Source organism: Limosilactobacillus mucosae, assembly GCF_013423865.1.
Taxonomy (GTDB): Bacteria; Bacillota; Bacilli; order Lactobacillales; family Lactobacillaceae; genus Limosilactobacillus; species Limosilactobacillus mucosae.
The window spans coordinates 1-20495 of record NZ_CP058954.1; the positions used below are offsets into that span (position 1 = coordinate 1).

Sequence of the window (20495 nt, forward strand, 5' to 3'; positions counted from 1 at the left end):
TTGATTGAGCTAAACTCGCTCTGGGAATCGGTTCAAAAAGAGTTTCGCAAGACCACTGGCAGCGTAACCTATAACAACCTGATTGCACCAGCCAAAGCAATTTCTCTCGAAAACAATCAGCTGACCATTGAGCTGCCAACCAAATCTCACCGGGACTTTTGGCAAAACGAGATGACTGCTAAGCTCAAGGACCTGCTGTTCAACGAAACCCTGGTTCATATTGAGCCACGCTACACGCTTGAGAGAGAGCTCATGACTCCATCTTCGCCAGCCGGTGGAATCATGACCAACCAGACACCCTTAAATCCAGAATATACATTTGAAGCTTTCGTTGAAGGCCGCAGCAATCAGATGGCCTATGCTTCTGCCTATGCTGCCTCTGAACAGCCTGGCGGACTTTATAATCCACTCTTGATCTATGGCGGCGTTGGCCTTGGCAAGACGCATTTGATGCAGGCCATTGCTAACAACATGCTACGGCATAATCCCAACGCCAAGATCAAATACGTTACCAGCGAAACCTTCACCAATGACTACATCAATTCGATCAAAAACAACAACCAAGAGCAGTTCCGGCGCGAGTATCGTGATCTGGACGCTTTGTTGGTCGATGATGTCCAGTTCTTTTCCAATAAGGAAGGCACCCAGCTGGAATTTTTCAATACTTTCAATTCGCTGCATGACAACAACAAGCAGATCGTTTTGACCGCTGACCGAAATCCCAAGCAGATCCCTGATTTGACTGATCGGCTGGTCTCACGCTTTGTCTGGGGAGTTCCAGTCGAGATCACCTCGCCAGATCTAGAAACACGAACCGCCATTTTGCGCAGCAAGGCCGAAGAAGAGCAGATCAACGTTCCCAATGACGTTTTAAGCTTTATTGCCAGCAAGGTCGACACCAACGTCCGCGAGTTGGAAAGCGCGCTGCTGAGAGTTCGCGTAGCCGCCCAGCTTCATCACGCGCCCATCACGATTGAACTGGCCAATGAAACGCTCAAGGGCATGGAAGCTGCCGATGAGGCGGTAATCTCGATTGACTTGATTCAAAAAAAGGTTGCGGCTTATTATAATATCCGCCAGTCTGATATCGTGGGGAAAAAACGCGTCAAGCAGATCGTCTTTCCGCGCCAGATTGCCATGTATCTTGCCCGAGAGCTGACCGAAAGCTCACTACCTAAGATTGGCAAGGAATTTGGCGGCAAGGATCATACCACGGTTCTCCATGCCATCGATAAGATTGAAAAACAGCTGGCCGAGGATGATAATTTACAAGACGACATCCGCAACCTTAGAATGGAGCTGCAGCCTTGATTGTGGAAAACTAAAAAGTTATCCCCAAGATATCCACAGCTTTTCCACAGTTATGAAAACTTATAGCTGTTGGGTCCAGGCCATTTTTCCACATTATCCACAGGTCCTATTACTACTACTAAACTTATATAATATATATATAAAGCAACAAGGAGAGATTCATTTATGAAATTCACCATTAATCGCCCAGCATTCATTAATCAGCTTAACAACGTCTTAAGAGCCATCTCATCTAAAACTACGATTCCGATTCTGACTGGTCTGAAAATGGTTGTAACTGATCATAGCGTCATCTTGACTGGCAGTGATGCTGATATTACGATCGAATCAACTCTGGATGCCAGTGATAGCAGCTATGGCCTGTCAATTGAAGAACCGGGGGCAATCGTTTTGCCGGCTCGTTTCTTTAATGAAGTAATCAAAAAGCTGCCAGACAAGCAGGCAACGATTGAGGTCTTTAATGGTCTGCAGGTGCGGATTACCTCAGGGACGGCTGAATTTACGATCAACGGTCAGGATGCCAACAATTATCCACACCTGCCAGAAGTCGAAAGTGAAAATACGGTTGAACTGGCTTCTGACATGCTGCGTGAAGTTATTGACCAGACACGGATTGCCGTTTCTAAACAAGAAAGTCGGCCAATTTTGACTGGGATTCACGTAACTTTAAATAATGGGATCTTAACGGCAGTAGCTACCGACAGTCACCGTTTGGCACAACGCAAGGTTGAGTTGCCAGAAACGGCTGATCGTGATTTTGACATCGTTTTGCCAGGGGCCTCAATGACGGAACTGGCTAAAATGATTGCCGATGAAAAAGATGGCGTTAAGATGCAGATTACCGAAAATCAAGCCCTGTTTATTTTTGGCAATACGCATTTCTACTCGCGCTTGCTGGAAGGCAACTATCCAGAAACCAGCCGCTTGATTCCAGAATCATCCGATACGCGTTTGGAGATCACGGCCAGCGATCTGTTGGCTTCGATCGAACGGGCCTCGCTGCTGTCTCATGAAAGCCGCAACAATGTCGTTAAGCTGAGCGTCAACCCAGAAAACAAGATTGCAACGGTTTCGGGCACGTCAGCTGATGTTGGTAACGTTGAAGAAGAAATCAATGCTGACCAGATCGTAGGCAACCCATTGGAAATCTCGTTCAACCCTGACTATATGCGTGATGCCTTAAAGTCATTTGGTCAAACCAAGATTCTGATTTCATTTACGACGGCGCTGCGGCCATTTACCCTGGTACCAACTGAAGAAAAAGCCAATTTTGTTCAGCTGATTACGCCGGTTCGGACTTACTGATTCAAATAAAACTGTTGAAAAAGCATCCACTTATCCACAGTGGATGCTTTTTTGTTGTGGAAAAGTGATTAAATTAGCGGAATTTGGTGGATAAATCATTCGCTAGTTTAAGATAGCGCTTAAATCGCTGAAATTTGCCTTCTGAGCAAAGATAACCTGTTTTAGATAAAAATGATTAATTGGGATAAGATTTGCTGATACGGCCTAAAAATGCCCTTTAATTTGTTTTTGCGTCTTATAAAAGCTATAATAGAACAGCAAGCATAAAGTAGGTGAAAAGTATGCAAAATTCAAAAAAAGTCGCAATCAGCAGTGAATTCATTACGCTTGGCCAGCTGCTGAAAGAAGAAGGCATTATTCCCACTGGAGGAGCTGCCAAATGGTTTTTGCGTGAACATGAAGTCAAAGTCAACGGCGAATCAGAGGCTCGTCGGGGTCGCAAGCTGCGGGTTGGCGATCAGATCGAGATCAGCGGTATTGAAAACGTTGAGATCGTAGCTGAATAATCAATGTATCTTTCGGAAATCGAGCTGCGGAATTTTAGAAATTATGAGGACCGTCAAGTTGAGTTTTCCCCAGGCATCAATGTCTTTATTGGAGAAAACGCCCAAGGCAAGACTAATCTGCTGGAGGCCATCTATGTCTTGGCAATGACGCGCAGCCACCGAACCGCTAACGATCGTGAGCTGATCAACTGGCAGGCTAAGGAAGCCATGGTTAAGGGCACGGTTATCAAGCAGACGGGACGGGTACCGTTGGAAGTGCTGTTGGGTACGCGTGGCAAACGAGTCAAGGTTAATCATCTTTTTCAATCGCGGCTGTCGACTTATATCGGCAATCTAAACGTAGTCTTATTTGCTCCAGAAGACCTGGCACTGGTTAAAGGAGCCCCTCAGGAACGGCGTCAGTTTATGGATACGGAGTTCAGTCAGATGAGCAGCCGCTATCTGTATGCCATTAGTCAGTTTAGAGGTCTCTTAAAGCAGCGCAATGAATATTTGAAACAGTTGAAGTATGGCAGCCAGGTCGATCAGGTATTGTTGGAGGTCTTGTCCGATCAGCTGGCAGAAAGCGGCGCGGCAGTAATGGCGATGCGCTTTAAGCTGCTTAAGCGGCTGGAGACATGGTCGGCTCAGCTGCATGAGCATATTTCCCAACAAAAGGAAGTCTTAAAGCTGAAATATATTTCCCAGGTTATGATTGATGAAAAAACGGCTGAAAATGAAATTGCCGAGCAGCTGCAGAAGCTGTATCACGAGCATCAGTCGCAAGAGATCAAGCTGGGGACGACGCTTTATGGACCACAGCGCGACGATATTCGTTTTTTGGTCAACGAGCAGGACGTTCATCGCTTTGGCTCGCAAGGACAGCAGCGGACAACGGCATTAGCGGTCAAGCTGGCAGAAATCGATCTGATGAATGAACAGACCGGCGAGTACCCATTACTGCTGCTGGATGACGTCTTGTCCGAACTTGATAATGATCGCCAGACCCATCTGCTGACTGCCATTCAGGATAAGGTTCAGACGTTTTTGACAACGACCAGCTTAAGCGGCGTAGCACGACAATTGATCAATCGCCCAACGATTTTTCAGATTGCCCATGGAACGATTGACAAGGAGGATAAAAAGTGAGCGATAAAGAACTTGAAGCAGAAAAGAAAGCGGAACTGGCCAGTGAGTACGATGCCAGCCAGATTCAAGTCTTAAAAGGGCTGGAAGCAGTCCGGAAGCGCCCTGGGATGTACATTGGCTCCACCAGTGCTCAAGGGCTGCATCACCTGGTCTGGGAAATCGTCGACAATGGTATTGACGAAGCCTTGGCCGGATTTTGTGATGAGATCAATGTCGTTGTTGAACCAGACAACAGCATTACGGTAACCGACAACGGACGGGGGATCCCGATCGATATTCAAAAAGAAACCGGCAAACCAGCACTGGAAACGGTCTTTACCGTTCTGCATGCCGGTGGTAAGTTCGGCAGCGGCGGCTACAAGGTTTCTGGTGGTCTGCACGGGGTTGGGGCCTCAGTCGTCAACGCGCTGTCAACCGAGCTGGATGTCTACGTAACGCGGCAAGGCAAGGAATACTATATGGACTTTGACCATGGCCACGTTAAGACGCCGATGAAAGTCGTTAAAGAAGGCGTCTCGGAATTAAAACACGGCACCCGGGTTCACTTTAAGCCAGATCCAGAAATCTTCCGTGAAACGACGGTCTACAACATCAAGACGCTGACGGATCGAATTCGCGAATTGTCTTTTTTGAACAAGGGCCTAAAGATCACGATTGAGGACAAGCGAGAAGAAAAGCCAACCCGGCAAGAGTTCCATTATGAAGGCGGGATTCGGCACTACGTTGAATTCTTAAATGAAGGCCAAGAAGTCCTGTTTGACCCGCCAATCTATGTGGAAGGCGAGGACAAGGGCATCACGGTTGAGGTTTCCCTGCAGTATACGACGGGATACCGCAGCACGCTGATGACTTTTACCAACAACATTCACACTTATGAAGGCGGAACGCACGAAACCGGCTTTAAAACCGCTTTGACGCGCGTTATCAATGACTATGGCCGAAAGAGCGGTCAGCTGAAGGGGAATACGACGCTTTCCGGTGATGATGTGCGTGAAGGATTGACGGCAGTCGTTTCAATCAAACACCCTGATCCACAGTTTGAAGGACAGACCAAGACCAAGCTGGGCAACTCGGATGCACGGACGGCAACCGACCACATCTTCAGCGAGATGTTTGCGCGCTTTTTGATGGAAAATCCGGACACAGCGCACAAGATCGTTGAAAAGGGAATGCTGGCTTCCAAAGCGCGGGTAGCCGCCAAACGGGCTCGTGAAGTTACGCGTAAGAAGAGCGGCTTGGAAATTTCAAGATTACCCGGGAAATTAGCCGACAACACCAGCAAGGATCCAGAAATTTCGGAATTGTTCATCGTCGAGGGTGACTCGGCCGGTGGTAGTGCCAAGCAGGGCCGTTCCCGCTTGACGCAGGCGATTCTGCCAATTCGTGGTAAGATTCTCAACGTTGAAAAAGCTGGGATGGACCGCATTCTGGCCAATGATGAGATTCGTTCGCTGTTTACTGCTCTAGGGACTGGTTTTGGCGGTGATTTTGACATTACCAAGGCCAACTACCACAAGCTGATCATCATGACCGATGCCGATGTGGACGGTGCGCACATTCGGACGCTGCTGCTGACGCTTTTCTATCGCTATATGAAGCCAATGATCACCAATGGCTATGTCTATATTGCACAGCCGCCACTGTATCAAGTTCGGCAGGGCAAATTCGTCAAGTACGTCGAATCAGACGAAGAGCTGCAAAACGTCTTGAACACGCTGCAGCCAAGCCCTAAGCCAGTAATTCAACGCTACAAAGGGCTGGGTGAAATGGATGCCGAACAGCTCTGGGAAACAACGATGGATCCAGAAAAACGCCATCTGCTGCGAGTTGACCTGGATGACGCTGCTGAAGCGGAAAAGATCTTCCCAATGCTGATGGGAACCAAAGTCGGTCCGCGGCGCGAGTTTATTGAAGAAAATGCCAAGTTTGTCGAGAACTTGGACCTGTAAAATCAGCTAAGGAGGAAAAAACGTGGCAGATCAAGATATGCCAGGGCGCATTACCGATGTCAATCTGACTGGATTGATGAAAAATTCATTTTTGGATTATGCAATGAGCGTCATCGTTGCCCGGGCCCTTCCAGACGTTAGAGATGGGCTGAAACCAGTTCAGCGGCGAATCCTTTATGGGATGAATGAACTGGGCGTGACGCCAGACAAGCCATATAAAAAATCCGCACGTATCGTTGGTGACGTTATGGGTAAGTTTCACCCCCATGGCGATTCCTCGATCTATGAAGGCTTAGTGCGGATGGCGCAGGACTTCAGCTATCGCTACATGCTGGTTGACGGCCATGGTAACTTTGGCTCGGTTGATGGCGACGGGGCAGCCGCCATGCGTTATACCGAGGCCAGAATGAGCAAGATTGCCGTTGAGATGCTGCGTGACATCAATAAGAATACGGTTGACTTTCAAGACAACTATGATGGCAGCGAAAAGGAGCCAACCGTTTTGCCGGATCGGTTCCCTAATCTTTTGGTCAATGGTGCCTCTGGGATTGCTGTCGGGATGGCAACCAATATTCCCACGCATAACTTAGGCGAGGTAATTGACGCCATTCATCTGCTGATGCAGAATCCGGATGCTACGACTGAAGAGTTGATGAAGGTGCTGCCGGGACCTGATTTTCCAACCGGCGGCGTAGTCATGGGCAAGTCTGGAATCCGTAAGGCCTATGAAACGGGACGTGGAACGATTATTGTCCGCGCCAAGGTTGACATTGAAGAGGCCAAGAATGGTCGTCAGCGTATCGTCGTTCATGAGATTCCTTACATGGTCAACAAGGCACGCTTGATTGAGCGAATTGCCGAATTGGCTCGTGAAAAAGAAATCGAGGGGATTACCGATATCAATGACGAAACCGACCGTGAAGGGATGCGGATCGTGATTGACGTTCGGCGTGATGCCAGTGCTGAGGTCATCTTAAACAATCTGTACAAGATGACGCTGATGCAGACGACTTTCAATTTCAATATGCTGGCCATCGTCAACGGAGCGCCGAAAGTCTTAAGCCTTAAGCAGATCCTGCAGCACTACCTTGAACATCAGATCAACGTGGTTCGGCGGCGGACGGAATTTGACCTGAAAAAAGCGCAGAGTCGCGATCATATCGTGCAGGGACTTTTGATTGCCCTTGATCATATTGACGAGATCATTAAAATCATTCGCGAGGCGCAGACCAGCGAGATTGCCAAGGAGCAGCTGATTGACCGCTATACGCTGGATGATCGTCAGGCGCAAGCGATTTTGGACATGCGGCTGGTGCGGCTGACCGGGCTTGAACGTGAAAAGATTGAAAACGAGCATCAAAAGCTTACCGAGGCAATTGCCGACTACCAAGACATCTTGGCGCATGAAGAACGCATCAATCAGATCATTTACGATGAACTGTTAGAGATTCAGCGCAAGTTTGGCGATCCACGTCGGACTGAGCTGCAGGTCGGCGATATTACCGATATTGAAGACGAGGATCTGATTGAAGAAGAAGATATCGTCGTCACGCTGACTCATAATGGCTACATCAAGCGGCTGCCGGTTGACGAATTCAAGTCGCAAAATCGTGGTGGTCGCGGCGTTAAAGGAATGGGCGTACACAAAGATGACTTTATCGAGCATCTGATCTCCAGTTCCACGCATGATATTCTGCTGTTCTTTACCAATTCAGGCAAGGTCTTCTCTATGAAGGGCTACGAGGTTCCAGAGTATGGCCGTTCAGCTCAGGGAATTCCAATCATCAACCTGCTTGGCATCGACAATCACGAAAAGATTACCGCGGTGATCAACGTTTCGAATGCTGCCGATGATACCGACAAGTTCCTGTTCTTTGTTACTAAGCAGGGGACGGTCAAGAAGACGCCAGTTGATGACTTTCGTAATATTCGCAGCAATGGTCTGAAGGCAATCCAGCTGCATGATGGCGATGAGCTGATTCACGTCAACATTATTGATGGTCAGCAGAACATGATCTTAGGGACGCGACTTGGCTATGCAGTCAGTTTCAATGCTGAAGACGTTCGTTCGATGGGTCGCTCGGCTGCCGGTGTACGGGGAGCCAAGCTGCGGGAAGGCGACTGTGTTATCGGCGCCGCACCGCTTGATTCGGACAGCAATGTTTTCGTAATCAGCGAGAATGGCTTTGGTAAGCAGACGCCAGCTACTGAATACCCAATTAAGGGTCGTGGCGGTAAAGGAATCAAGACCGTCAACGTAACGGCAAAGAATGGTCCATTGGCTGGTTTGACGACGGTCAAGGGCGATGAGGACATCATGCTGGTAACCGATAAAGGCGTGATCATTCGTTTTGGCATCGAGACCGTTTCACAGACTGGTCGTGCCGCCGTGGGAGTGCACCTGATTCGAATGGATGATGATTCCAAGGTAGCTACGATGGCTAAAGTGGCCAAGGAAGATCAGACGGATCAAGATGATGATGCTTTACCTGCTGAAGAAGATTCCGCAGCATCTGAAACAGAAAACAACTAAATAAAATGCAAAAGCTGAATTAAGGCATATAGTTTAATCAGAGGGCCGCAATTCAGCTTTTTTGATTAGATGATTGAATCGCTTGTAATTGATTTTTATTTATGCTAATATCTTTGTCTGTGAGTATACGTAAAGACGTCTGCTCTCCTTGCTCTTATTAATCTTGAAAATAAGAGCCAGAGTCCATAAGGAGGTGTAACATTCATGGAAACACGCAAATATGAAATTACTTACATCATTCGTCCAGACATCGAAGAATCTGCTAAGAGCGAACTGGTAGCTCGCTTCGACAAGATTCTGGCGGACAATGGTGCCAACATCATCGATTCAAAGGATTGGTCAACGCGTCGGTTTGCCTACCCAATCGCTAAGTACACTGAAGGTACTTACCATGTAGTCAACCTGACTGCTGACAGTGACGAATCTCTGAACGAATTTGACCGTCTGGCTAAGTTCAGCGACGATATTCTGCGTCACATGATTGTTAAGCGCGAAGCCTAAGTCGCGTTGCAATCCAAATTGAATAAGTTTTAGAGAGGAGTACGAGGTCCATGCTTAATCGCGTCGTATTAACCGGTCGTCTGACAAGAGATGCTGAATTGCGCTACACTCAAGGCGGCACATCAGTGGCCTCCTTCACGCTGGCCGTTGATCGTCAGTTTCGGAATGCTCAAGGTGAGCGTGATGCCGACTTTATCAACTGTGTTATCTGGCGAAAGCCAGCCGAAAATTTTGCCAACTTCACCCATAAAGGTGCCTTGGTAGGAATTGACGGTTCTTTACGGACACGCAGCTACGAAAACAATCAAGGCCAGCGCGTCTACGTAACGGAAGTACAGGTTGATAACTTTGCATTGCTGGAACCGCGTCGCAATGGCGGTCAGCCCTACAGTGGCGGTCGTTCTCAGTCAAACTTTGGCAATGGTCAAGGCAACTGGAACAACAATCAGTCACAGTATAATGGCGGTGGTTATCAGCAAGGCTTTGACAACGGTCGTGCTTCTCAACCAATGGGAAATTCATCATTTGGCAATCAAGGCGGATTCAACAATCCCTTTGAAAATGCACCAATGCCTGGTCAAGAAACACCAGTCCACAATGATTTTCCATTCGGCAATGAAGATTCTCAGCCAGCTGCACCATCAAACAATGATGCCGCTACGTTTGATCTAAACGACAGCGTTCTGCCAACCAATGGCCAGCCTGCCGCTGATTCAACCAATGCCAGTGCAGCACCAAAGTCAAATGACACTAAGTCTGCTGACAGCACGGCTGAAGATGATTTGCCATTTTAATTTAAAACCAAATACATGATTTAAGGAGGGTAATTTCATGGCTCAACAACGTCGTGGCGGTCGTCGTCGTCGCAAGGTCGACTTTATCGCCGCTAACCACATTGAATACATTGACTACAAAGACACTGATTTGCTGAAGCGTTTCATCTCTGAACGGGGCAAGATTTTGCCACGTCGAGTAACGGGTACCAGCGCCAAGAACCAACGTCGTCTGACGGTCGCTATCAAGCGTGCACGGATCATGGGTCTGCTGCCATTCGTTGCTGAAGACTAATTCAGCTGATAATTTAAAACATGATGGCCAGTGTCATCATGTTTTTTTTTGCCTTTATTCAAACAATGATGAAAAACGTGAACGGTGAGTTGCCGAACCGATTGTGATAAGATAGGGATATCTAGATTGTCGTTACAGGAGAAAAATATGGGTAATTTCTTTCGACATAACAATTGGAATTTTTTAATTAAGAATCACGCAGTTCGCTGGAATTTCTGCTATCTGGCTTTGATGACGATCATCTGTCTGATGCTGGCTTTTAAAACCAGCTGGATTCTAGGAACGGTATTATTGGCAATTGCCTTTGTGGGGATCTGGATCAGTGCTCATCAGCTGCGTCGTCTGGTAGTTGATACTGAAGAATATATCAATAATCTGACATATCAGGTTCAACGAGGCCAGCAAGAGGCGCTTTTAGAGATGCCAATTGGAATGGTGATGCTGAACCATCGTGGCATCGTCAGTTGGATCAATCCATATATGGCGCGCTATTTTCAGTTTGAGTACGTTGTCGGCAAGCCATTGACGCAGGCTGATGATGAATTGGCTAAATTGATTGATGAGCATCGTCATGATAAGGGACCAGCAGTCGTTTCGTGGCGCGATCATCGATTTGAGTTTTTAGTGCAGGACCGTTATCATGTCTGTTACCTGCTGGATGTTACCAAATATGAGCAGATCAGCGAGCGTTATCAGCATGAGCAGATTTTCCTGGGAAATATCTATTTGGACAACTATATTGAACTGACTCAGGGAATGAACGATTCGGCCGTCTCCAACCTGCATAATTACGTTACTTCGGAATTGAGTCACTGGGCAAAGGATAATCATCTGCTGCTGCGCGTGATCAATGAAGACAACTATTTTGTAATCGGTCATTATCAATCGCTGGTTGGACTGGAAAAGCAGAAGTTTAAGATTTTAGACGTTATTCGCGAAAATACCTCCAAGCAGAATTCACCAGTAACGCTCAGTGTGGGGATTGCATATGGTCAAAGCGATTTGATCAAACTGGCCGACATGGCGCAGCGCAACCTTGACCTGGCACTGGGTCGTGGTGGCGATCAGGTCGTGGTCAGAGAAGAAGATCACCGGGCCCGTTTCTATGGTGGCCGTACCAATCCAATGGAAAAGCGTACTCGCGTCAGAGCTCGGATGATCAGTCAGGCACTGCAGGAATTAATGACCCAGGCCGATCAAGTCTTTGTAATGGGGCATTCCAACCCAGATATGGATTCTTTGGGGGCCTGTCTGGGGATCAGAAGAATTGCTGAAATGAATGGTCACGAGTGCTGGATCGTTTTGGACAAAGAGAAGGTTCATAGCGATATTGCTCGTTTGATGATGGAGATCAATGACTATCAAAGCATTCGCGATCGGATCATTACTCCAGATGAAGCAATCAATAAGGCAACCGACAGCAGTCTTTTGGTAATGGTCGATCATTCCAAGCCAAGCATGTCGATTTCGCCACAGCTTTATGAGCGCTTGGCGGACCGCACGATCATTATCGATCACCACCGCCGCGGCGAGGAATTCCCTGAAAATCCGCTTTTAGTCTACATTGAGCCTTATGCCAGCTCGACTTGTGAACTGATTACGGAAATGTTTGAGTATCAGCCGCGGGAAAGCGAGTCGCTAAATAAGCTGGAAGCCACTGCCATGCTGACGGGGATTCAGATTGATACCAAATCGTTTACGCAGCAGGCTGGGACCCGAACGTTTGAGGCAGCCAGCTATCTGCGCTCAGCGGGGGCAGATGGCCTGATGATTCAATATTTTATGAAAGAAAACGTCCATAGCTTTATGGAAAGAAATCACCTGATTGCTACCGTTGAGTTTTTGAATAATGATAAAATGGCGTTATGTGCCGGTGAGGATGATCGTACCTATGATCCAGTCATTGTTGCTCAGGCAGCCGATACCTTATTGCAGATGGATGGGGTCGATGCCTCATTCGTTGTTGCCAAGCGTGCTAACGATAAGGTCGGGATCTCGGCTCGCTCGATGGGCAATATCAACGTTCAGATCATTATGGAGAAGATGGGCGGCGGTGGTCACCTGGCTAATGCTGCAACTCAGATTGCTGGTAAAACCGTCAGTGAGGTAAAAGCTGAGCTGATCAGGCTGCTGACGACTGGTGATCAGTCAGAAGATGAAACAGAAAAGGAGTACTAAACTATGAAGGTTATCTTTATTAAAGACGTACGTGGCCGTGGCAAGCGCGGTGAGTTAAAAGAAGTCCCAGATGGCTACGCTCAAAACTACCTGATCAAGCGCGGCCTGGCCAAGGAAGCTACCAAAGCCGCCATGAGCGAATTAAAGGGGCAGCAGCGGGCCGCTCAAAAGCATGAGGCTGAAGAACTTGCTGAAGCCAAGCGGTTAAAGGAAGTACTGGAAAGCGAAGATACGGTAGTTGAGCTGAGTGCCAAAGCTGGTACTGATGGCCGCATCTTTGGCTCCGTTTCTTCTAAGCAGATTGCCAAGGCTTTGGAGGATCAATTCAACTTGAAGATCGACAAGCGCAAGATCGAATTGCCGGCACCAATCAAGGCAACTGGCTTTGTCCACGTGCCGATCAAACTGCATCATGACGTTGAAGCAACCATTGACGTGCATGTGGCTGCTAAATAAATGAAAGGCCGTCAATAAATGGACAATGCCAGTTTAAGTTCAACGCGTACCGCACCGCGCGATCTGGCCGCGGAAAAAGCCGTTTTGGGTGCGGCCTTTTTGTCACATGGCGCGATTGAAGAGGCAATGGAGTTTGTTTCCTCCAATGACTTTTATCAGCGCGCGCATCAGATCGTTTTTGCGGCGATGGTTAAGCTTAACGACCAAGAAAAGCCGATCGATGTCTTGACGATGCAGTCTGAGCTGGAAAGCGAACATCAATTGGATAACATTGGCGGCACTGAGTATTTGGCGGAGCTGGCTGGCTCGGTGCCAACCGCGGCCAATGTCGGCTACTATGCCAAAATCGTTCACGATAAGGCAACGGCCAGACGTCTGATTGATGTGGCAACGGAAATCGTTCAAAAAAGCTATGACGGTCAAGAAAACGTCAATGAGCTGTTGGATGAAGCCGAAACCTCGATTCTGCGCGTTTCTGAATCAAGCAATCGGGCTGGCTTTCAGCGTATTGATACTGTCTTAAACGATTCGATCAATCATGTCTATGAGCTTTCCAAAAACGAAAGCGATGTGACAGGCCTGCCGACTGGTTATCCGCAATTGGATGAAATGACAACGGGGCTGCATGATGATGAGCTGGTAATTATTGCTGCTCGTCCAGCCATGGGTAAGACTGCTTTTGCGCTTAACATCGCACAAAACGTAGCAACCAGCTCCGATGCAACGGTAGCGATCTTCAGTCTGGAAATGGGTGCTGAATCGCTGGTCAACCGGATGCTTTGTGCACAGGGAAACATCAATGCCAATCATTTAAGAACCGGTCAGCTGAATCAGGATGAATGGAACAACTTTATGGTTGCCTCAAGTGTCTTGGCGCAGGCCAACATCTACATTGACGATACGCCGGGCATCAAGGTTCCGGAAATTCGCGCCAAGTGTCGGCGGCTGGCTAAGGAAAACGGCAATCTGGGTCTGATTGTGATCGACTATCTGCAGCTGATTGAAGGAAGCAACCCGGAAAATCGGCAGCAGGAAGTCTCTGAGATCTCGCGGCAGCTAAAGAAGCTTGCCAAGGAGCTCAGCGTGCCGGTAATTGCTCTTTCGCAGCTCTCGCGTGGCGTTGAGCAGCGTCAGGACAAGCGGCCGGTGCTTTCTGATATTCGTGAGTCAGGATCGATCGAACAGGATGCCGATATCGTCAGCTTTTTGTATCGAGCCGACTACTATGAACGAGAAGGCGCCGATGATGATGACGAAAAAGAAGAGAAAACCTTTAATGATCCCGATCAAAGCCTTAGCGAAGTCGAGATCATTATTGAAAAAAACCGGAGCGGCCCACGGGGAACCGTCAAGCTGCTCTTTAACAAAGCCTATAACAAGTTCGCGGCGGTTGACTATCAACACACCGAACCGGCTTAAAAGACAAGCAGCAGTTGAGTGATCAGCAGCTGCTTGTTTGTTGTCTTGCAGTAAATTCGCACTAAAATTAAGAGAGGATTATTGAGAAGGAAAGGAGCAGATAAATGAAAAAAACCGGCTTTAAACTGCAGTGGCTGCTTTTGGGATCGTTTTTGGGGAGTATCGGCAACAGTTTTGTCTGGCCGTTGACAACGATCTATATTCACGATCAGCTGCATCAGTCGCTGACCGTTTCAGGGGTCGTATTGCTTTTTTATTCTGGCGCCAATGTTGTGGGCAGCTATATCGCAGGATTGCTGTTTGACCGAAAAAATCCACGTCATTTAATGATTGGCGGCCTGATTTTGGCGATGATTTCGATGGCAGTCTTGATCTTTAGCAATGGCTGGCCGATCTATCCGGTAATGCTGACGATCATCGGCTTTTTTAATGGCTGGATCATTACGATGGTCAACTCATTTGGTACCCGTGTCCGCAGTCATGACGGCCGCTTCGTCTTTAACATGCTGTATTTTGCCAACAACTTGGGCATGGTTTTAGGAACTACGATTGTCGGACCGCTTTATCAATTGGCACATAACAGCGTGTCGCCTCTATTTGCCATTACGGTGGTCATGTATGCCTTTTTCCTGCTGGTCGTAGTTATGTTTTTCCAGATCACGCCGATCAAGCCACGGCAGCATCATACGGTCGATGTCGATTTCGGTCCGCACCAAGGCAAGCTGCCAGCTGCCAACGCGCAGATCATCTGGACGCTTTTCATCTCATTTGCCATCATCTGGATCATGTATGGACAATGGTCAAGCAACATGTCGGTTTACATGACGGATATGGGGATTTCAATGACGCTGTACAGTATGTTGTGGACGATCAATGGGATTTTGATCGTTTTGTTCCAGGCCGTTATCAGCTGGCTGACCAAAAAAATTACCAACGACTATTATTTTGTCTATTTTGGCATTCTGACGTGCGGTCTGTCGTTTATTCTGCTCCTGTTTGCCAAAAGCTATGGGATGTTTGTTTTGGCAATGGTTGTTCTGACTTTGGGCGAAGCAACCGCCTTTCCAACGATTCCCGCAATCATCAACCTTTTGTCGCCGGTTGACGATAAGGGAAAGTATCAAGGAATGCTGAACGCCTTTGCTTCGACTGGCAAGGCAATTGGACCGTTGTTTGGCGGTTTGATCATTGAAAGATTTTCATATCGGCCATTATTTGTTATTTGTGCGGTTTCGATTTTGGTAGTTGAGGCCGTAGTCATTGCAGTGGTAATGGCTCGCCAGCATGCTACCGAACAGTTCTGATAATTCAAGGTGAGATTATGTTTTACAATAACTTTGATCAGGTTTATGGTGAGGATCGCTGGGGAATGGTTGGCAAGGTTGGTGATCCCTTTCGCGAAGATCGTAGTTTAAAGATTGCCTGCAGCAAGTGTCATCAAAAGCCGCTGGTAATTGCCGAGCGCAACTGGGAAGCAACCAATCCGGATCATTCACAACGCTATCAGATCATAGTGGCCTGCGCCAACTGCGGCTTTGTGGATGAGTTTGAGGTCAACGCCGGCCAGGAAAATAAAATCAGTCGGCTTAAACATGCCAAGGTTGTTCCGACCACGGCAGATTTAGCAGATTAAACAAAAAAGATCGCGTTTTAGGTGACGCGATCTTTTTTGATGGGTGGATTTGGGTAACAAAAAAGCCACCGACTAACAGCCGATGGCGACATGATGGGCAGTCAGGGGATCGAACCCTGGACCCACGGATTAAGAGTCCGTTGCTCTGCCAGCTGAGCTAACTGCCCATGTCCTTAACAACAGGTATTATATTATCAGATATATTAGGCTAATGCAATCCTTTTCCCAATAAAAAATTGAAAAAATTTGCAATTAATCGTCAAACTGCCTAAAATACTGTTTTACGGTAAAACAAAAGCGATTGACCAAATGACCAATCGCTTTGTAAACCTCTGATGGGCAGTCAGGGGATCGAACCCTGGACCCACGGATTAAGAGTCCGTTGCTCTGCCAGCTGAGCTAACTGCCCAAATTTTTAATTGCTGTTGAACATCAACAACAGTTATATATATTAAATGCATTGAGGTAATTTGTCAACGGTTTTAGCAAAAAAAATAATCAGATTTAAAAGCCTTGATGCGACTATGCTATAATAGAACCGCAATTCATGGTAAAAAATAACCTCTGCGACTCGATTCAAATGAATTTTAATCTTATTAACAACTCCATGGGGGAATAATTAATGGCTAAAAAGATATTGGTAGTTGATGACGAAAAACCGATTTCGGATATCATTAAATTTAATTTGGAAAAAGAAGGCTATGAAGTCGTGGTTGCCTATGATGGCGAAGAAGCCCTGGAAAAAGTTGAAAGCGAGCAGCCGGATCTGATCGTTTTAGACTTGATGCTGCCTAAGATCGATGGCTTGGAAGTTGCCAAGCGGGTTCGGGCTAAGCATACGACGCCGATTATCATGGTAACGGCTAAGGATTCCGAACTGGATAAGGTCTTAGGATTGGAGCTGGGGGCCGATGACTATGTTACCAAGCCATTTTCCAACCGTGAGCTGGTAGCACGAGTCAAGGCCAACCTGCGCCGTCAAGAAGCTGCCGCAGCGCCAGCAGCCGAAGCCCAGAATGCCGATATTCAGGTTGGCGATTTGACGATTCATCCTGATGCCTACACGGTTACCAAGCGCGGCGAAAATATCAATCTGACGCACCGTGAGTTTGAACTGCTGTATTATTTGGCACAGCATATCGGTCAGGTTATCAATCGTGAGCATTTGTTGCAGACGGTTTGGGGCTATGATTATTTTGGCGACGTACGGACGGTTGACGTGACGGTTCGGCGGCTACGCGAAAAAATCGAGGATAATCCAAGTCATCCGCAATGGCTGATTACTCGTCGTGGGGTCGGCTACTATTTGGCCAACCCAAGCCAAAACTAAAAAGGTTCGTTAGTTTTGAACAGCAAAATCAAATTTTATCAAACCATTCATTTTAAAATCGCCCTGGTGTTTGCTTTAATGCTGATGCTGACCTTGGAAGTCGTCGGGGCGGTTTTTGTGCGTCAGTTAGAGCAGGAAAACCTCAATACCTTCAAGCAGCAGATCGAGCTGCCGACCTATGTTGACAGTTCATTGGCCAAACAGCTGAGCCGCACCAATGAAAAGGCTGCTAACCGGCAAATCAAGCAGATTCTCTCTGAAGTCAAGAACAACAACATTTCTGAGATTCGCGTAGTTGATGCTAAGGGAATCGTGCGCGGTACCAGCAATGCCAGTAATCAAGACGTTGTTGGACAACGAACGACCGATGAAGCCGTCAAGAATACGCTGCTCAACAATCGTTCCCATACTGAAAACATATACGACAACTCCAGTCGCAATCGCTACTATGTCAACGTCATTCCTTTAGTTGGCGCAGCGACCAATAACGTCGTGGGCGCCGTTTATCTGCGGGCCAATCTGGAGAGCGTTTATGACAGCATCAATAGTATTTCATTGATCTATCTTTCTGCCGCTCTGGTTACTGTGGTGCTTGGGCTTGGACTGGCGGTCTTGATTTCGCGCGAGATTACGCGGCCAATTGAAGAGATGCGCAAACAGGCATTAAGAATCGCGCGAGGCGACTATTCTGGTCAGGTCAAGGTCATGGGAAACGATGAGCTTGGTCAGTTGGCGGGAGCGGTCAACAATCTGTCCGTCCGCGTAGAAGAGGCTCAAGAGTCAACCGATTCTGAGCGGCGGCGCTTGGACAGCGTCTTGTCGCATATGAGTGATGGGGTGCTGGCAACCAATCGGCGCGGCAACGTAACGATCATCAACAACATGGCCCTGCAGATGCTGGACATTGATTCAGAAGATGATGTCTTGGGCAAGTCGATTCTGGATGTCTTAGACGTGCGGCGCGACTATACGGTGCGTCAGCTGATCGACAATTCGCAGCAGCAGACGTTGTTTGATTTAAACGTTGATGGCAATGACATGATCTTGAGTGCCTATTTTTCGCCAATTCAACGCGAATCAGGCTTTGTCTCTGGTTTGGTATGCGTCTTGCATGACGTTACCAGCCAGCAAAAAGAAGAACGTGAGCGCAAGGAGTTTGTTTCCAACGTCTCACACGAGCTGCGGACGCCACTGACCAGCGTTAAGAGCTACGTTGAGGCGTTAAGCGATGGCGCCTGGAAAGATCCTGAGATTGCGCCCCAGTTTTTGAAGGTCGTGCAGGATGAGACCGAGCGCATGATTCGGATGATCAATGACCTATTAAGCCTGTCGCGCATGGATTCGGGAACGGCCAAGCTGAATTTGGAATATGTAAACATCAACGAGCTGTTCAGCTATATTCTGGATCGCTTTGATATGATTATCAAAAAAGAAGAGGATCCCAAAAAGAAGCGTTATACCATTGAGCGGCACTTTACACGCAAGGATCTCTGGGTTGAGATCGATCCGGATAAGTTTACGCAGGTCGTGGACAATATTATGAACAATGCCGTTAAATATTCGCCGGATGGTGGCGTGATTACGGCGCGCCTGTTGGAAACGCATAATCATGTGATTTTAAGCATCAGTGATCAAGGCCTGGGGATTCCAAGAAAGGATCTGAACCATATTTTCGATCGCTTCTTTCGGGTTGACAAGGCCCGCAGCCGCAAGCAAGGCGGGAGCGGACTTGGCCTGGCAATCTCAAAGGAAGTCGTCAACATGCTGGGTGGTCAGATCTGGGTCGACAGTGTGGAAGGCAAGGGCTCAACGTTTTATATCTCACTGCCTTACGTACCTTATGATGATGAAGGAGATGACTGGGATTAATGGCCAAAATCAAAGAAAACTGGCTGAGCATTCTATTAGCCGTGGTCGTCATTCTCAGTATGATCTTTTCGGCTTTGCTGTGGACGAACTCGCTTGGCTATGAATGGATTGCCAATAATGACTCGGAAAAAGGCGCCTCACAGCAGACGGCCCTGCAGTCAGTCGGCGATATCTATCTGCCAACGCAGGTGATCCTAACCAATTCTGATGAGTCGCAAAAGCTTTTGTATGGACAAAAAAAGAATCTGGTGCTGACGCTGCGCAAGGAGATGCAAAAATGGCAGCTGGCCGGTTTCCGCCGCGTTGCTCGCAATGATTCGTCAGCTTATCTGAACTATCTGCGCAATGATGATTCAATCATGCTGTCTTATTCAGATGCCATGGCAACGGGGATCTTTAATCAGACGTTTTCAAAATCAATCGATACTCAAAAAATGTCGCACATCAACCATATCGTGATTCCGCTTAAGGGTCGCGATGTGGTCTATCTGCTTGATGATGATGATTTTACGGTCTATCGATTGAATATTACTCAAAACGCCAATCGGTCTAAGCTCAAAAAGCTGATCCAAAATTCGGGTCAGCGGATCGACGTTGATCATAAAATCGTTGATAATCAACCAACCGTGACCTACCCACATGCCATTAAGCTGCCGGTCTTTGCCTACCAGTTGTCAACGCAGAATATTGACAATCTGACGCAGAATCTGCTGCGGTCGACCAATTCCTCAGCGTTCACCGTCAAGAAAAAGGGCAATGATACGACCTATATGGATGGGGCCAGCAAACGGCTTGACTATCATCGCGATACGCATACGGTCAGTTTCAACAATTATCTGGGCAAGGACAGCACCTATCAGGGAGCCAGCCTGTATCGTCATCTGTATAAACGCTTGACGGCTACGGGGACGAATCTTGATTGGATGCGTTTTGACTCGGTTAATGAAAAAAAGCAGACCATCGTTTTCCGCAGCTATGTCGAAGGCTTCCCGATCTTTAATGAGCATGGCTATGGCGCGGTTAAGCTGCAGGCCAATGCGGATGGCGTCGAACGCGGTCAGTTGTCATTGTTTGGACTTGGCATACCGTTGCCGATCAAGGAGTCGCGAGTCAAACTGCCGCCTTCTTCAGTCGTCTATAATGAGCTGCGGCAGGCTGGCAAGGATAAGGATGTTACTGGCTTGAGAATCGGCTATCGCTGGGATGATCAGAATGCGGACAGTAAAGTCGTTAAACTGGAGCCAACCTACTATGCCTACTATCATGGCAAGTGGGTTGCCTACCAGACGCTGATCGACGATAAATAGGA

The 20495-nt window shown here is 47.6% G+C and carries 17 protein-coding genes and 2 tRNA genes; 17 read left to right on the top strand and 2 right to left on the bottom strand.

All coding sequences use genetic code 11. The features are described from left to right. From dnaA to H0G69_RS00070, 14 genes are all read left to right on the top strand, one after another. Positions 1-1311, top strand: coding sequence for a chromosomal replication initiator protein DnaA (gene dnaA / locus H0G69_RS00005; protein ID WP_180304864.1), 1311 nt, complete (start codon positions 1-3; stop codon positions 1309-1311). Positions 1312-1476: 165 nt separating this feature from the next. Continuing rightward, a complete protein-coding gene (gene dnaN / locus H0G69_RS00010) occupies positions 1477-2616 on the top strand; it encodes a DNA polymerase III subunit beta (RefSeq protein WP_006500874.1) in 1140 nt (379 codons plus the stop codon). 281 nt (positions 2617-2897) lie between these two features. Beyond that, on the top strand, positions 2898-3122 hold the full coding sequence (gene yaaA, locus H0G69_RS00015) for a S4 domain-containing protein YaaA (RefSeq protein WP_006500875.1): 225 nt from the start codon (positions 2898-2900) through the stop codon (positions 3120-3122). Between the two features lie 3 nt (positions 3123-3125). Next, positions 3126-4250 (top strand): DNA replication/repair protein RecF, encoded by a 1125-nt coding sequence (gene recF / locus H0G69_RS00020; protein ID WP_180304865.1) that lies wholly within the window; start codon positions 3126-3128, stop codon positions 4248-4250. After that, complete coding sequence (gyrB, locus tag H0G69_RS00025; RefSeq protein WP_056968422.1) at positions 4247-6199, top strand: DNA topoisomerase (ATP-hydrolyzing) subunit B; 1953 nt, start codon at positions 4247-4249, stop codon at positions 6197-6199. Before recF ends, gyrB begins: the two co-directional genes overlap by 4 nt. 22 nt (positions 6200-6221) lie before the next feature. Further along, positions 6222-8732 (top strand): DNA gyrase subunit A, encoded by a 2511-nt coding sequence (gene gyrA, locus H0G69_RS00030; protein ID WP_180304866.1) that lies wholly within the window; start codon positions 6222-6224, stop codon positions 8730-8732. A gap of 204 nt (positions 8733-8936) precedes the next feature. Further along, on the top strand, positions 8937-9233 hold the full coding sequence (gene rpsF / locus H0G69_RS00035) for a 30S ribosomal protein S6 (RefSeq protein WP_006500879.1): 297 nt from the start codon (positions 8937-8939) through the stop codon (positions 9231-9233). 50 nt (positions 9234-9283) lie between these two features. Beyond that, a complete protein-coding gene (ssb, locus tag H0G69_RS00040; protein WP_006500880.1) occupies positions 9284-10027 on the top strand; it encodes a single-stranded DNA-binding protein in 744 nt (247 codons plus the stop codon). 37 nt (positions 10028-10064) lie between these two features. Beyond that, positions 10065-10301 carry a 30S ribosomal protein S18 gene (rpsR, locus tag H0G69_RS00045; protein WP_006500881.1) on the top strand — a complete coding sequence of 79 codons (237 nt, stop codon included), beginning with the start codon at positions 10065-10067 and terminating at the stop codon, positions 10299-10301. 147 nt (positions 10302-10448) lie between these two features. Further along, positions 10449-12479: a DHH family phosphoesterase gene (locus tag H0G69_RS00050; protein ID WP_180304867.1), complete on the top strand. Its 2031-nt coding sequence runs from the start codon at positions 10449-10451 to the stop codon at positions 12477-12479. A 3-nt stretch (positions 12480-12482) separates the two neighbouring features. Next, on the top strand, positions 12483-12935 hold the full coding sequence (rplI, locus tag H0G69_RS00055) for a 50S ribosomal protein L9 (protein ID WP_006500883.1): 453 nt from the start codon (positions 12483-12485) through the stop codon (positions 12933-12935). 18 nt (positions 12936-12953) lie between these two features. Beyond that, positions 12954-14354, top strand: a complete 1401-nt coding sequence (gene dnaB / locus H0G69_RS00060; RefSeq protein ID WP_143112515.1) for a replicative DNA helicase — start codon at positions 12954-12956, stop codon at positions 14352-14354. A 104-nt stretch (positions 14355-14458) separates the two neighbouring features. Further along, complete coding sequence (locus tag H0G69_RS00065; protein WP_180304868.1) at positions 14459-15658, top strand: MDR family MFS transporter; 1200 nt, start codon at positions 14459-14461, stop codon at positions 15656-15658. Positions 15659-15675: 17 nt separating this feature from the next. After that, positions 15676-15987: a hypothetical protein gene (locus H0G69_RS00070; RefSeq protein WP_033934560.1), complete on the top strand. Its 312-nt coding sequence runs from the start codon at positions 15676-15678 to the stop codon at positions 15985-15987. A 94-nt stretch (positions 15988-16081) separates the two neighbouring features. On the opposite strand, the gene H0G69_RS00075 is transcribed toward H0G69_RS00070, so the two are convergent. After that, a tRNA-Lys gene (locus tag H0G69_RS00075) sits at positions 16082-16154 on the bottom strand. A 169-nt stretch (positions 16155-16323) separates the two neighbouring features. Beyond that, positions 16324-16396: transfer RNA gene (locus tag H0G69_RS00080), tRNA-Lys, on the bottom strand. Between the two features lie 213 nt (positions 16397-16609). Between H0G69_RS00080 and yycF the strand changes: the two genes are divergently transcribed. Genes yycF through H0G69_RS00095 form a run of 3 tightly spaced genes read left to right on the top strand, consistent with a single transcriptional unit; the run spans position 16610 to position 20493 of the window. Then, positions 16610-17317, top strand: a complete 708-nt coding sequence (gene yycF, locus H0G69_RS00085) for a response regulator YycF (RefSeq protein WP_006500887.1) — start codon at positions 16610-16612, stop codon at positions 17315-17317. A 15-nt stretch (positions 17318-17332) separates the two neighbouring features. Continuing rightward, complete coding sequence (gene walK, locus H0G69_RS00090; RefSeq protein WP_143112513.1) at positions 17333-19186, top strand: cell wall metabolism sensor histidine kinase WalK; 1854 nt, start codon at positions 17333-17335, stop codon at positions 19184-19186. Beyond that, complete coding sequence (locus H0G69_RS00095) at positions 19186-20493, top strand: YycH family regulatory protein (RefSeq protein ID WP_180304869.1); 1308 nt, start codon at positions 19186-19188, stop codon at positions 20491-20493. The genes walK and H0G69_RS00095 overlap by 1 nt, the downstream gene beginning before the upstream one ends. The last annotated feature ends 2 nt before the right edge of the window (positions 20494-20495 follow it).